The organism is Brevundimonas intermedia, from assembly GCF_004614235.1.
Lineage (GTDB): Bacteria > Pseudomonadota > Alphaproteobacteria > Caulobacterales > Caulobacteraceae > Brevundimonas > Brevundimonas intermedia_A.
In genome coordinates this window covers 46982-59507 of record NZ_SPVH01000001.1, presented here as the reverse complement: position 1 = coordinate 59507, position 12526 = coordinate 46982, and the positions used below count along the sequence as shown (strand labels likewise).

At 65.8% G+C, this 12526-nt stretch carries 12 protein-coding genes; 6 read left to right on the top strand and 6 right to left on the bottom strand.

Annotation, left to right across the window (positions count from 1 at the left end; translation table 11 throughout):
* Positions 1-209: 209 nt before the first annotated feature.
* The 4 genes from EGY25_RS00310 to rpsF all read right to left on the bottom strand — a co-directional run bounded on the left by EGY25_RS00310 (position 210) and on the right by rpsF (position 4269).
* Positions 210-2684 carry a TonB-dependent receptor plug domain-containing protein gene (locus EGY25_RS00310; RefSeq protein WP_135193071.1) on the bottom strand — a complete coding sequence of 825 codons (2475 nt, stop codon included), beginning with the start codon at positions 2682-2684 and terminating at the stop codon, positions 210-212.
* Between the two features lie 321 nt (positions 2685-3005).
* Entirely contained in the window at positions 3006-3590 is a 585-nt protein-coding gene (gene rplI, locus EGY25_RS00305) for a 50S ribosomal protein L9 (protein WP_135193070.1), read from the bottom strand.
* Between the two features lies 1 nt (position 3591).
* Positions 3592-3870 carry a 30S ribosomal protein S18 gene (rpsR, locus tag EGY25_RS00300; protein ID WP_008259463.1) on the bottom strand — a complete coding sequence of 93 codons (279 nt, stop codon included), beginning with the start codon at positions 3868-3870 and terminating at the stop codon, positions 3592-3594.
* 12 nt (positions 3871-3882) lie between these two features.
* The gene (gene rpsF / locus EGY25_RS00295; RefSeq protein WP_135193337.1) at positions 3883-4269 is read right to left on the bottom strand and encodes a 30S ribosomal protein S6; all 387 of its coding nucleotides are present in this window, start codon (positions 4267-4269) and stop codon (positions 3883-3885) included.
* A 219-nt stretch (positions 4270-4488) separates the two neighbouring features.
* On the opposite strand from rpsF, the gene EGY25_RS00290 reads away from it, so the two are divergent.
* The 3 genes from EGY25_RS00290 to EGY25_RS00280 are packed head-to-tail and all read left to right on the top strand — an operon-like array spanning position 4489 to position 7368.
* On the top strand, positions 4489-6081 hold the full coding sequence (locus EGY25_RS00290; RefSeq protein ID WP_135193069.1) for a carboxyl transferase domain-containing protein: 1593 nt from the start codon (positions 4489-4491) through the stop codon (positions 6079-6081).
* A complete protein-coding gene (locus EGY25_RS00285; protein WP_135193068.1) occupies positions 6081-6479 on the top strand; it encodes a hypothetical protein in 399 nt (132 codons plus the stop codon). Before EGY25_RS00290 ends, EGY25_RS00285 begins: the two co-directional genes overlap by 1 nt.
* Complete coding sequence (locus EGY25_RS00280; RefSeq protein WP_135193067.1) at positions 6469-7368, top strand: enoyl-CoA hydratase-related protein; 900 nt, start codon at positions 6469-6471, stop codon at positions 7366-7368. Before EGY25_RS00285 ends, EGY25_RS00280 begins: the two co-directional genes overlap by 11 nt.
* 38 nt (positions 7369-7406) lie before the next feature.
* On the opposite strand, the gene EGY25_RS00275 is transcribed toward EGY25_RS00280, so the two are convergent.
* Positions 7407-8018: a TIGR02466 family protein gene (locus tag EGY25_RS00275; RefSeq protein WP_135193066.1), complete on the bottom strand. Its 612-nt coding sequence runs from the start codon at positions 8016-8018 to the stop codon at positions 7407-7409.
* 213 nt (positions 8019-8231) lie between these two features.
* Between EGY25_RS00275 and EGY25_RS00270 the strand changes: the two genes are divergently transcribed.
* A complete protein-coding gene (locus EGY25_RS00270; RefSeq protein ID WP_135193065.1) occupies positions 8232-10193 on the top strand; it encodes an acetyl/propionyl/methylcrotonyl-CoA carboxylase subunit alpha in 1962 nt (653 codons plus the stop codon).
* Here the strand turns inward: EGY25_RS00270 and EGY25_RS00265 are convergent.
* A complete protein-coding gene (locus EGY25_RS00265; RefSeq protein WP_135193064.1) occupies positions 10190-10486 on the bottom strand; it encodes a putative quinol monooxygenase in 297 nt (98 codons plus the stop codon). The two genes, EGY25_RS00270 and EGY25_RS00265, sit on opposite strands and share 4 nt — an antisense overlap.
* Before the next feature lie 107 nt (positions 10487-10593).
* Here EGY25_RS00265 and EGY25_RS00260 point away from each other — a divergent pair, with 107 nt between their 5' ends.
* Positions 10594-10992 (top strand): DUF1489 family protein, encoded by a 399-nt coding sequence (locus EGY25_RS00260; protein ID WP_209307913.1) that lies wholly within the window; start codon positions 10594-10596, stop codon positions 10990-10992.
* A 63-nt stretch (positions 10993-11055) separates the two neighbouring features.
* Positions 11056-12393, top strand: a complete 1338-nt coding sequence (locus EGY25_RS00255) for an MATE family efflux transporter (RefSeq protein ID WP_135193062.1) — start codon at positions 11056-11058, stop codon at positions 12391-12393.
* Positions 12394-12526 lie beyond the last annotated feature (133 nt).

Here is a 12526-nt window from a genome sequence, read left to right as displayed (position 1 = left end):
GTCGCCGAGAAATGTGTGAAAGTCGTCATCGCCGTCTCCAACCGCACGGTCGGGGAGATCCCGGCGGTCATGGCCATATCAGGGCGAAGGTGCGGCGGGTCAATCAGCGCAGAAGTCCATGTTTTCTGCGGCAAGCCAGTAGAAAATCTATCGCAACGCAAAACGGGGCGCTCCGACGAGCGCCCCGTTCCTTGGATGTGTCGGTCGGCTTAGAAGCTGTAGCTCAGACGACCATAGAAGAACCGGCCGTTGAAGCCGTAGGGCGAGTATTGCGGGAAACCGACCGATCCCGTCAGCGCGTTGAGAGCCGCCGGGGTGTAGTTCGGATATTCGTCAGTCAGATTGTTGACGCCGACCGCCAGACCTACGCCGCCTGGGAAGGCATAGCGCCCTTCCAGATCGAACAGAGTGCCCGATCCTGTCTGGTAATTATTGGATGTCGTGTTGTTCGGCACCAGGACGGAGTCATAGTACGTCGCCTTCGCTGTGACGCCGAACCCGCCCAATGTCCAATCGGCGCTGCCGACGACCTTGTATTTGGGAGTTCCCTTCTCGAAAGACAGAATGTTTGCCGTGTCGAAGAGGAAGTTCGGCGACACCGGAATGGCCAGTCCGGTCGGAATGCCCGGCACCTTGTCCACTGTCGTCTCGTTGTAATTTCCCGCCACAGTGAAGTCGAAGCGGCCGATGGTGTCGGTCGGCACTCGATAACGACCGACCACGTCGATGCCCTTGGTCGTCGTGTCCAGACCGTTGGTCCAGAACCGAGCGGACGAGACGCCCAACGGCTGAATGATGGCCAGGACGGCATTGGTGGTCTGTGCGGACTGGCTGGGTCGTGACGGGCCGAGGTTCTCGGAGAGGATGATGCGGTCCTTGATCTCGATCTGATAGGCGTCGACCGTCAGCTCAAACCCGCCCGAACGGAATATGGCGCCCAGCGAGTAGTTGGTGGAGGTTTCCGGCTCCAGGGGTTTGGAACCGAGCGCCAGCGACACTGGATCGTCGACTCGGAAGGTGCCGGACTGGATCAGGTTGGTCACCGGCGGATTTCCGGTGGTGACCAGGTTGGTCGCAACGTAGCTGAAATACTGCTGTTGCAAGGCCGGAGCGTGGAAGCCGGTCGAGACGGCCCCGCGCACAGCGAAACTGTGCGAAAAGTCATAGCGCGCCGACAATTTGCCGGTCAGCTGATCGCCAAAGTCGGAGTAATCCTCGTAGCGCCCGGCCAGCCCGACCGAGAGGGCCTCGGTCAACTTGCCTTCCAGATCGACGTAGGCGCTCCAATTGTTGCGATCGACGTCGATGACATTGGCAGGCGAGAAGCCGGGAAAGCCTTGTGCGCCGCCGCCCTGAGTGCTGCCGGCCAGCTTGTCGTAGGACTTGGGCTCGCCTGCGGATTGGCCAAAGCTTTCAGTGCGGTATTCCACACCGAAGGCGAGGTTGACGGGCTCGTAAAGACCCAGCGAAATCGGCTTCACCCCATCGACGCCGAGAGTGAACTGATCGTATTCCAGCCCGCCCGCAGCAAACTCTTTCTGGGTCATGCCGCCCTGGTTTCCATACGAGGCGTTGATGCTGTCGAATACGCGGTAGTCGATGGTGTTCCGCCCGTAGCTGGTCGATATATCCCAGTCGATGCCTGCCGCCGAGCCTTTCACGCCGCCGTATAGATTGTAGTCGACGATATCTGTGCCGATCTTCGGGATGAAGCCGTTCGGATAGACGGCGAGGACGTTGTTAGGGTTGTTGAAAGCACGCGCGGTCGCCGCTGATACGGTTTCCTTGTGCTGGATCCCTGCGAAGCCATAGGCTTCCCAGCCGCCGCCCAGCGGTTTGCCGGCGTTGAACCAAATCGACTGAGCGTCCACTTCGGGATCGCCATAGTGGCCGATCACCTGATCGGCCGCGCCGTTGGATACGGCGCGAGGATCAGCGAAATCGGCGCGGTTCGTGCGATCACGACTTTGCAACTCGCCCGACACGGTCAGGAAACCGTCGTCGCCAAGCGGCAGACCCACCCAGCCCGCAACCGACTTCTGTGTGCCGTCCTTGCGGTCCTGAGAGCCGCGCGCGGTGTCGAAGCTGGTGTCGTATCGCCCATAGTTGAATGTCAGGCCGCCGCCTTCGCGAGCTTCGCGCAGGCGGAGGTTGATGACGCCGGCAATGGCGTCCGATCCGTATTGAGCGGACGCGCCGTCTCGCAGCACCTCGACCGAACCCAAGGTCACGGACGGGATGGTGTTCAGATCGAAAGCGGTCGAGCCACGTCCCAGATTGCCGTTGACGTTGACCAGAGCGCTGACATGGCCGCGCTGACCATTGATCAGGACAAGGGTCTGATCGGGCGCGAGGCCGCGCAGGGTCGCGGGGCGAACGTGATCCGAGCCGTCGGAGATCGAGGGGCGAGGAAAGTTGATCGATGGAGCGGTGGCGGCGAGGGCGGTGGCCGTCTCTGTGCCCGTGCCGCTGCGCGTCAAGGTCTCGCCGGTGATCACATCAACGGGCGCGATACTGTCCAGGCGGCTGCGGCCTATGGTGCGCGTGCCGGTGACGATGATCTCGCCCACTTCGGTCGTGTCGACGGGCGGCGGGGTCGTTTGGGCGAAGGCTGACGACGCCATGAAAAGCGCGCTGGTGGAAGCGAAGGCCAGCAGGGCCCGACGGCCGTGTCCGATTTGCATTGATGATCCCCGACGAAGCACGACGGCCATGTGCGCGGACGTTCGACAGGCCGCCATGCCGTCGCCCCTCGGCCTGTTCGTCGTCGGGCGCAATAATCTTTCGCCGTTCGGGTCGAAATCGGTCGTGATTGGAGGCTGTGACCGCAAATCGCCGGCGTCAAGCAAGGTCTTTGTCTAGGTCGCATCCTAGACGAACAACGATCGCTGCTTGTTGTAAACTTGTCATAGACAGGGCGGCGGGCGTCGCGCAGCAAAAAGGGCGCGTCCCTTGCGGAACGCGCCCTCGATGTCTTGGCGATCCGACCCGAAGGCCGGGGTCGATCAGGCTTCGTCGCCGAAGCCTTCTTGTTGACCGGCGCCGCCTTCGATCAGTTCCTGGGCCGATTGCTCGGCGGCCTGGCGCTCATCGTCGAACTGGCTGCGGATCACGTCCTCGCCCTTGGCCTGACGCTCGGCTTCGTCCATCGAACGGGCGATGTTGATCTTGACCGTGGCTCGGACCTCGGCGTGCAGGCGGACCGGCACTTCGTGGACGCCCAGGTTCTTGATCGCCGTGTTCAGGACGACTTGCGAACGCTCGACCTTGCCGCCTTCGGCCTGGATGGCCTCGGCGACGTCGCGGCCTGCGACCGAACCGTACAGGTGACCGGTTTCACCGGCCTGACGGATCATGATGTACGTCTGGCCGTCGATCTTGTCGGCGACCTTCTGTGCATCGGCCTTGTTCTTGTCGTTGCGTTGCTCGATGGCGACGCGGTCGAGTTCGAACGCCTTCAGGTTCGCGGCGGTGGCCCGACGGGCCTTGTCGCGCGGCAGAAGGAAGTTACGGGCGAAGCCGTCCTTGACGGACACGACGTCGCCGATGGCGCCGAGATTCTCGACGCGTTCAAGCAGAACGACCTTCATCTCACTTCACCACGTAAGGCAGGAGGGCCAGATAGCGAGCGCGCTTGATGGCCTTGGCCAGTTCGCGTTGCTTCTTCTGGGAAACGGCGGTGATGCGCGAAGGCACGATCTTGCCGCGTTCGGAAACGTAACGCTGAAGCAGCTTCACGTCCTTGTAGTCGATCTTCGGCGCATTGGCGCCCGAGAACGGGCAGACTTTGCGGCGACGATAGAAGGGGCGGCGGCCGGCGGCGCCGGAGCCCGCCGGTGCGCCCGGGGTCGGGGCGGTTGTATCGGTCATGTTCCGGGTTCCTTATTCGGCGTCGGCGGCGGCGTCTTCACGCGGGGTGCGCTCGCGCTCGCGCTCGCGTTCACGCTCGCGGCGGGCCAGCAGAGGCGACAGTTCCAGGTCGAGTTCCTCGACGCGGACGGTCAGCCAACGCAGCACGTCTTCGTTGATCGACAGCTGACGCTCGACCTCGGCCATGGCGGCCGGGGGGCAATCGACGGCGAGCAGCGAATAGTGAGCCTTGCGGTTCTTCTTCACGCGGTACGTCAGGTTGCGCAGACCCCAGTACTCGATCTTGGCGACGGAACCGCCGCCTTGTTCGATCAAGCCCTTGATGGTGTCGTTCAGCGCTTCGGCCTGTTGCGCCGAGATATCCTGGCGCGACATGACCGTGTGCTCGTAAAGAGCCATGCGGTATTCTCCCTTGTGGGCGTCGGCGTGGAAACGACCGGGTAAGTCGATCCCCACGATGGCTCCTGGCGCGGCGGCCGGACCGAACGTCCAACCCTTTGGTGCTCCGCGACAGGACCGAAGCCCTGGAAAGGCGGGGCCTATAGGGGAAAAGGGGCGGGGAGGCAAGGATGACGGCAGGCGCTTGTGACGCCTCGCGACCCCGCCTAAACCAGCCCCATGCCGAAGCTGACGTCAGCGGTCGATCCGCAAAGCCCCAGATACAAGTCCCTGCACGCGCACAACAGCGCCCTGGTCGCCGAACTGCGCGACCATGTGGCCAAGGCCGCGCGCGGTGGGTCCGACAAGTCGCGCGAGCGCCATGTGGCCCGTGGCAAGCTGTTGCCGCGCGACCGGGTCGAGCGCTTGCTGGATCCCGGATCGCCCTTCCTGGAGGTCGGTCAGCTGGCTGCTCACGGCATGTATGACGGCGAAGCCCCGGCGGCGGGCGTCATCGCCGGGATCGGTCGGGTGTCGGGCCGCGAGGTCATGATCGTCTGCAACGACCCCACGGTGAAGGGCGGCGCCTACTTCCCCATGACGGTGAAGAAGCACCTGCGCGCCCAGGAGATCGCCGAACAGAACCGCCTGCCGTGCGTCTATCTGGTCGATTCCGGCGGAGCCAATCTGCCACACCAGGCTGAGGTTTTTCCCGACCGCGACCATTTCGGCCGCATCTTCTTCAACCAGGCCCGGATGAGCGCCAAGGGCATCGCCCAGATCGCCTGCGTCATGGGCCTGTCCACCGCCGGCGGCGCCTATGTGCCGGCCATGTCGGACGAGACGATCATCGTCAGGAACCAAGGCGCCATCTTCCTGGCCGGCCCGCCGCTAGTGAAGGCCGCCACCGGCGAGGTCATCTCCGCCGAAGAACTGGGCGGGGCCGAGACCCACGGCCGCCGCTCGGGCGTGGTCGATCATGTCGCCGAGAACGACGAACATGCGCTGGAGATCGTGCGGTCCATCGTCGCCAATCTGAACACCACCAAGTCCGTGGACATGGATGTGCGCGAGCCCCGCGCGCCGGCCTTCGCGGCCGAAGAACTGTACGGCCTGATCCCCGACGACGTTCGCGCCCCCTATGATGTGCGCGAGGTCATCGCCCGCCTGGTGGACGGCTCAGAGTTCGACGAGTTCAAGACCCTGTACGGCTCGACCCTGGTGTGCGGCTTCGCCCGCATCTGGGGCTATCCGGTCGCCATCCTGGCCAATAACGGCGTCATCTTCTCCGAGAGCGCCCAGAAGGGCGCGCACTTCATCGAGCTGGCCTGCAAGCGCAAGATCCCGCTGCTGTTCCTGCAGAACATCAGTGGCTTCATGGTCGGCGGCAAATACGAGGCGGGCGGCATCGCCAAGGACGGGGCCAAGCTGGTCACGGCCGTGGCCTCGGCCGAGGTGCCCAAGTTCACCGTCCTGATCGGCGGCAGCTTCGGCGCCGGGAACTATGGCATGTGCGGCCGCGCCTATTCCCCGCGCTTCCTCTTTACCTGGCCCAACAGCCGGATCGGCGTCATGGGCGGAGAGCAGGCGGCTTCGGTCCTGGCCACCGTCCACCGCGACGCCGACACCTGGAGCGCGGACGACGCCGAGGCCTTCAAGGCCCCGATCCGTCAGAAGTACGAGGACGAGGGCAATCCCTATTACGCCACCGCCCGCCTGTGGGACGACGGCGTCATCGACCCGGCCCAGACTCGCGACGTCCTGGGCCTGGCCATCAGCGCCAGCCTGAACGCCCCGATCCCCGAGACGACCTTCGGCCTGTTCCGGATGTGATGATGAAGCCTGTTTACGTCATCGCCGCCCTGATGCTGGCGGCCCCGTTCGCGGCGCCTGCTATCGCCGAAACCGCGCTGAAGACCATTCCCACCGAATATCAGGGGGAATGGAGCAGTGTGCCGGAAGCGTGCGGTAACCGCGAAAGCGGCGAGCGTTTCGTGATCGACGAGACCTCAATCTCCTATTTCGAGGAGGGCGACAGCGTCGTCGAAGTGACCCGTATCGACCCGAACTCGATCCACCTCGTCGTCGATTACGAGGATTATGATGGGATCGAACGGCTCTATCGCACGCTCATCCTTTCCGACGACCGACAGACGCTCAGCTTCTATTATGGCGATGGCCCCGAGAACGTGAGCCGCCGCTGCCCCCAAGGAGACCCCCATGGCGAATGAAAACACCCCGGCGGATATCGACGCCCTGGACGTGACCGATGCGGAGGCGGCCGAGATCAATTCCATCGCCCAGCCGCTGGTCCCTGATGCCGCGCCTGACGCGAACGACGATCTGGTGCAGATCGATTCGACCACCGACGGCATCGTCTTCATCACCATCAATCGGCCTGAGAAGAAGAACGCCTTCGACGCCGCGACCATCGCCGCGCTGCACGAGACGTTCGAGACCCTGCACGGCGCCGACCGCGTGCGCGCCGTCTTCATTCGCGGTGCGGGCGGCACCTTCAGCGCCGGGGCCGACCTGAACTGGATGCGCGACGCCGCCGGCTGGTCCGAGAGCGACAATCGCGACGACGCCATGGGCCTGGCGAAAATGCTCAAGGCGCTGCACGATATTCCGGCCCTGACGGTGGCTGTGGTCGAGGGTAACGCCATGGGCGGCGGGGCCGGCATCGTCGCCGCCTGCGACATGGCCGTGGCGGTCGAGGGCGCGCGCTTCGCCTTCTCCGAGGTCAAGCTGGGCCTGATCCCGGCGACCATCGCCCCCTATGTCGTCGAGGCCATTGGGGCCCGCCGCGCCCGCCAGCTGTTCCTGACCGGAAACAGCTTCGACGCCGATTACGCCGCCCACGCCGGCCTGATCGACCTGGTCCTGCCCGAAGGTTCGGTGGACGAGTTCATCTCGATGCTCACCGACAGCCTGACCGGCAATGCGCCGGGCGCGATGGGCGAGGCCAAGCGCCTGGTCAACGACATCGCCCACCACAAGATCGACTCGGGCCTGCTGGACGAGACCGCCAAACGCATCGCGCGCGCCCGCGTGTCGGACGAAGGCCGCGAGGGCGTGCTGGCCTTCCTGGAAAAGCGCAAGGCCAGCTGGACGATCTGATTGCCTAGATCTGAACGGTCGTCGTCAGCGGCGGCCGTTCAGGCGTAGTTGAAGCTGATCGAAATCCGGTCGGCCTTGGCCAGGTTGGTCGGCACCTCGTGCCGCAGCCAGCTTTCCCACATCAACACCGTGCCCGCCTGGGCCTTCAGATAGACGAACGGCCGTTCGGCCTCCGACGCCTCTTCGGTCACCGAGGGGCGAGCCATCATGAAGGGCAGGCGGGGGTCTTCCAGCTTCAGCGACGAGGCGCCGTCCGGGATGTCGATATAGACGGTGCCCGACAGGAAGGCGTGCGGGTGGATATGGCCGGTATGGCCGCCGCCGGGCTTGAGGATATTGACCCACAGATTGTCCAGGCGCGGCTTCCTCGCCAGGTCGAAGTTCAGCGCCTTGGCGTAGGCGACGGCGTGCCGATCCAGGTGGCGCTTCAGCTCCGCGAACTCGGGGAACCGCTGGGGCAGGTCGTTCAGCGAGCCGTAGGAGGTGTAGCCCCGATAGGCGTTGGCCTTGCACCAATGGCGGCCGGCCGCATCCTCCTCGGCCATCATGCGGATGACGTCGATCAGCTGTTCGTTGAACTCGGGCCAGCCTCGGCCGTCGGCGAGGCTGGCTTCATAGACCTGGGTGATGAAGAGGGGGCGCAGGGACATGGGATTGGCTTAGCCGCTGCGGGAGCGGTTGAATACTCTCCCTCCCCATTTTGGGGAGGGGCGATCGCGGAGCGATCGGGGTGGGGGTCGAAGGGGCGTGAGCGAAATGGTCATGACGGCCCCACCCTGGCTACGCTGCGCTTCGCCGTCCCTCCCCATGAAGGGGAGGGAGAACGCCTGTGCAGGCGCGCACGATCCGGCTAAGAACGCTTCATGTTCAAGTCCGTCCTTGTCGCCAATCGCGGCGAAATCGCCTGCCGAGTCTTCCGCACCGCCAAGCGGATGGGAATACGCACCATCGCCGTCTATTCCGAGGCTGACGCCGACGCCCTGCATGTGCGTGAGGCCGACGAGGCGGTGTTGATCGGACCGGCGGCGGCGCGAGAGAGCTATCTGGACGGCGCCAAGGTGCTGGCGGCGGCCAAGGCGACCGGGGCGGAGGCGATCCACCCCGGCTATGGCTTCCTGAGCGAGAACGCCGACTTCGCCGAGGCCGTGGCGGCGGCGGGCCTGATCTGGATCGGGCCGGACCCGTCCTCGATTCGGGCCATGGGTATGAAGGATGCGGCCAAGGAACTGATGATCCAGGCCGGGGTGCCGGTGACGCCGGGCTATCAGGGCGCGGACCAGTCGGAGGCGACCCTGACGGCCGAGGCCGCGCGGATCGGCTATCCGGTGCTGATCAAGGCGGTTGCGGGCGGGGGCGGCAAGGGGATGAAGCGGGTCGACGATCCGGCCGATTTCGCCGCGGGTCTGGCCAGCGCCAAGCGCGAGGGCGCTGCGGCCTTTGGCGACGACCGGGTGCTGATCGAACGCTACATCACCCGGCCGCGCCATATCGAGGTGCAGGTGTTCGGGGACAGGCACGGCGATGTCGTCCACCTGTATGAGCGCGATTGCTCGCTGCAACGCCGCCACCAGAAGGTGATCGAAGAGGCGCCGGCGCCGGGCATGAGCGAGGCCGTGCGCGCCGCCGTGACCGGCGCGGCGATCAAGGCGGCCAAGGCGGTGAACTATGTCGGCGCCGGCACCATCGAATTCATCGCCGACGCCTCTGACGGGCTGAAGGCCGACGGCATCTGGTTCATGGAAATGAACACCCGGCTGCAGGTCGAACACCCTGTGACCGAGAGCGTGACCGGCGTCGATCTGGTCGAATGGCAGTTCCGCGTCGCGGCGGGCGAGCCCCTGCCGCTGAAGCAGGATCAGATCCAGCTGAAAGGCTGGGCCATGGAGGCGCGCCTCTATGCCGAGGATCCGGCGAACGGCTTCCTGCCCTCGATCGGTCGGCTGGAGCATTTCGTCATGCCGGACGGGATTCGGGTCGATACTGGCGTGGAGCAGGGCGGCGAGGTCAGCCAGTTCTACGACCCGATGATCGCCAAGCTGATCGTGCACGAGGACACTCGCGAGGAAGCTGCGGCGCGGCTGGCCGAGGCGGCCGGCGAGGTCGAGGTCTGGCCGGTCAAGGCAAACGCCGGCTTCCTGAAACGCTGTCTGAACCATCCGCGCTTCGTGGCGGGGGATGTGGACACGGGCTTCATCGCGGCTGAGGAGGCGGCGTTGCAGCCGCAACCGTCCGACGAAGCGACGCTGGCGGCCCTGACCTTGATCGCGGAAGCGGCGGCGGATGCCGTCGAGGTGCGTTCGGATCGGTTCAGCCCGTGGGGCGGGCAACTGGGCTTGTCCTATGGCGTGCGCCTCAATGCGCCGGCGCAGACGACGGTCTGGGCCCAAGTCGATGGACAGGGCGTGTCTGCGGCTGTGACGCCGGTCGAAACGGGCTGGCTCGGTCCGCTGGGCGAACTGGCCCATGTCGGCTTCGATCAGGTCCAGGCCGGGGATCGGCTGTTCGGCTATCAGGCCGTCGATGACGGCTTCGTCCTGTTCGTGGATGGCGAGGCGCGTCGCGTGACGCCCTATCGCGCGGCCGTGGGGTCAGGCGCCGGCGCCGTTTCCGACGGCTCCCTCCGCGCGCCCATGCCGGGCAAGATCGTCGCCACGCCGGTCAAGGCCGGAGACGCGGTGACCAAGGGCCAGCCGGTCGTCGTGCTGGAGGCCATGAAGATGGAGCATGCTCTGACGGCCCCGTTCGACGGGGTGGTCGAGAGCGTGGCGATGCTGGGCGATCAGGTGGTCGAGGCGGCCGTGCTGGCGGTGGTGAAGGCCGACTAAAGCCCCACGCCGCCGATGGGGCGGGTGAAGACGGTGTCGCCCCATGTGGCGATCAGGGCCAGGGCTGAGCGCATGACGCCGCTTTCGCGGATGTCGGCGGACCAGGCGTCGTGGGCGGCCTTGCTCATCCAGACCTCGGTGACCCATAGGGCGTCGGCGTCGGCGTCGTCCAAGTCGTGGGCCACGACATAGCTGTGGCAGCCGGGGCGTTTCACATTGGGGTCGAGCAGGCACAGGCCCAGTTCGTCGCGACGACCGGGATGGGCCGTCAGGTGGGTAATCAATCCGTACATACTGGTCCTGTGTCGCGCCTGACGCTGGCAGGCGGCGTGCGATCATCCTTAGCGCCCTGTAGATTAAGAATCTGGCCAATGCGCCTAAGGGCGACTACGTGGGCGCCATGCCGCTTCACATGATCAAACTGGGCGTCGGGGTCCCCGACGTCGAATGGCTGGAGGCCCGCGCGGCCAGGGGCGGGCCGTTGGTGGTCCACACCCGGATGACGCCCAAACGGGCGCCCGAGATCGAGGACGGCGGGTCGCTGTATTGGGTGGTGAAGGGGACCATCGTCTGCCGCCAGCCCGTGCTGGACATCGCCACCCTGGGCGAGGGCAAGCAGAGTCGCTGCGAGATCACGCTGGAGCCCAGGGTCATCCGCACGGCGCCGATGGCGCGACGCCCGTTCCAGGGTTGGCGGTATTTCGAGCCCAAGGATGCTCCGGTCGATCTGACAGAGCTGGATGCGGGCGAGGCGCCGGAGGAGTTGGTGCGGCAACTGCGCGAACTGGGCGCTTGGTAGGCTGAACCCATAGAGTTTTTGGGTGTTGACCGCGACGGGTCCGCGTGGCCTGTGCCGCCTCCGATGATCGCGCTCAGCCCCCAGACCCGTACCGCCTTCCGCGACCTGCTCAACCTGGCCTGGCCGGTGATCCTGTCGCGCCTGGGAATCATGACCATGGGCCTGACCGACGCCATCGTGGTCGGGCGGTTTTCGAGCCAGGAGTTGGCCTTCCACTCCCTGGCCTGGGCGCCGACGTCGATCGTGGTGACGACGGCGGTCGGGCTGATGCTGGGCGTGCAGGTGATGACGGCGCGGATGCTGGGCGAGGGGCGTCGGCACGCCGTCGGCTCGGTGCTGCGCCGAGGCTTGACCTATTCGCTGCAGATCGGCGTGGTTTCCATGATCGCCCTGATCGCCGTCGGTCCCTGGGGCCTGGGTCAGATGGGGTTGGAGGACGGTCTGGCCGAGGGGGCGGGACCGGCCCTGGTCGTCTTCGCCCTGTCCATGCCCTTCTATCTGATCTCCGTGACGGGGCAGTTCTTCCTGGAGGCCCTGGGGCGGCCCAAGCCCGGCATGGTCGTCATGTGGGTGGCGAACGGGGTCAATCTGGCGCTCAATATCGTGCTGGTGCCGGACCTGTTGGGCATCGGCTTCGACGGCGCCTTCGCCTCGGCCTGGGCGACGTTCGGGGCGCGGGCGGCGCTGGCGATCTTCCTGGTGGTCTATATCCTGCGCCTGCCCGAAGCGCGGTCGCTGGGCATCTTCGACAAGCCCGAGCGCGATCCCGAGGCGGCGCGAGAACAGGTCAAGGTCGGCCTGGGCGCGGGCGCATCCTATTTCATCGAGGTCGGGGCCTTTTCCGGCTTCACCTTCTTCGCCGGCCAGATCGGAACGGCGGAGACGGCGGCCTGGGCCGTGGTGCTGAACGTCTCGGCCATCGTCTTCATGTTGCCCATGGGCCTGTCGTCGGCGACGGCGGTGCTGGTGGGCCGCAGCTATGGCGCCGGCGACGGGCGAGGGGTGTTGAGGGCCGGTCTGGTGGGCTTGAGCGTCGTGACGGCAATGACCTTCATCGTCGCCCTGCTGGTGTGGCCCAGCGCGCATCTGATCGTGGGCGCCTACAATCGCGATCCGGTCCTGCTGGCCATCGCCGCGCCGGCTCTGGTGCTGGCGACCCTGTTCTTCGTCGCGGACGGAATCCAGGTGGTGGCGGCCCAGGCGAACCGCGCGGCGGGCGACGTCTGGTGGCCCACGATCATGCATTTCGTGGCCTATGGGGCGGTGATGATGCCGCTGGGCTGGGTGCTGGCGCACCGGATGGGCGTCGACGGTCTGGTCTGGGCGATCGTGATCGCCAGCCTGGCGTCGTCTGTCCTGCTGACCGGGCGGTTCGTCCGGGTGGCGCGGCGGCTGCCTTAGAATTCTCCCTCCCCTTCATGGGGAGGGGCGGCGAAGCGTAGCGCAGCCGGGGTGGGGAAGTTAGAACTCCGCCCAAGCCCATTCGGGCCCCACCCTGATCGCTGCGCGATCGTCCCTCCCCATGAAGGGGAGG

What these genes read in the sequence shown, in the direction of transcription:
- EGY25_RS00310 (WP_135193071.1), bottom strand. Translation starts at nt 2,684, where the DNA reads ATGCAAATCGGACACGGCCGTCGGGCCCTGCTGGCCTTCGCTTCCACC.
- rplI (WP_135193070.1), bottom strand. Translation starts at nt 3,590, where the DNA reads ATGAAGGTCGTTCTGCTTGAACGCGTCGAGAATCTCGGCGCCATCGGC.
- rpsR (WP_008259463.1), bottom strand. Translation starts at nt 3,870, where the DNA reads ATGACCGATACAACCGCCCCGACCCCGGGCGCACCGGCGGGCTCCGGC.
- rpsF (WP_135193337.1), bottom strand. Translation starts at nt 4,269, where the DNA reads ATGGCTCTTTACGAGCACACGGTCATGTCGCGCCAGGATATCTCGGCG.
- EGY25_RS00290 (WP_135193069.1), top strand. Translation starts at nt 4,489, where the DNA reads ATGCCGAAGCTGACGTCAGCGGTCGATCCGCAAAGCCCCAGATACAAG.
- EGY25_RS00285 (WP_135193068.1), top strand. Translation starts at nt 6,081, where the DNA reads ATGATGAAGCCTGTTTACGTCATCGCCGCCCTGATGCTGGCGGCCCCG.
- EGY25_RS00280 (WP_135193067.1), top strand. Translation starts at nt 6,469, where the DNA reads ATGGCGAATGAAAACACCCCGGCGGATATCGACGCCCTGGACGTGACC.
- EGY25_RS00275 (WP_135193066.1), bottom strand. Translation starts at nt 8,018, where the DNA reads ATGTCCCTGCGCCCCCTCTTCATCACCCAGGTCTATGAAGCCAGCCTC.
- EGY25_RS00270 (WP_135193065.1), top strand. Translation starts at nt 8,232, where the DNA reads ATGTTCAAGTCCGTCCTTGTCGCCAATCGCGGCGAAATCGCCTGCCGA.
- EGY25_RS00265 (WP_135193064.1), bottom strand. Translation starts at nt 10,486, where the DNA reads ATGTACGGATTGATTACCCACCTGACGGCCCATCCCGGTCGTCGCGAC.
- EGY25_RS00260 (WP_209307913.1), top strand. Translation starts at nt 10,594, where the DNA reads ATGCCGCTTCACATGATCAAACTGGGCGTCGGGGTCCCCGACGTCGAA.
- EGY25_RS00255 (WP_135193062.1), top strand. Translation starts at nt 11,056, where the DNA reads ATGATCGCGCTCAGCCCCCAGACCCGTACCGCCTTCCGCGACCTGCTC.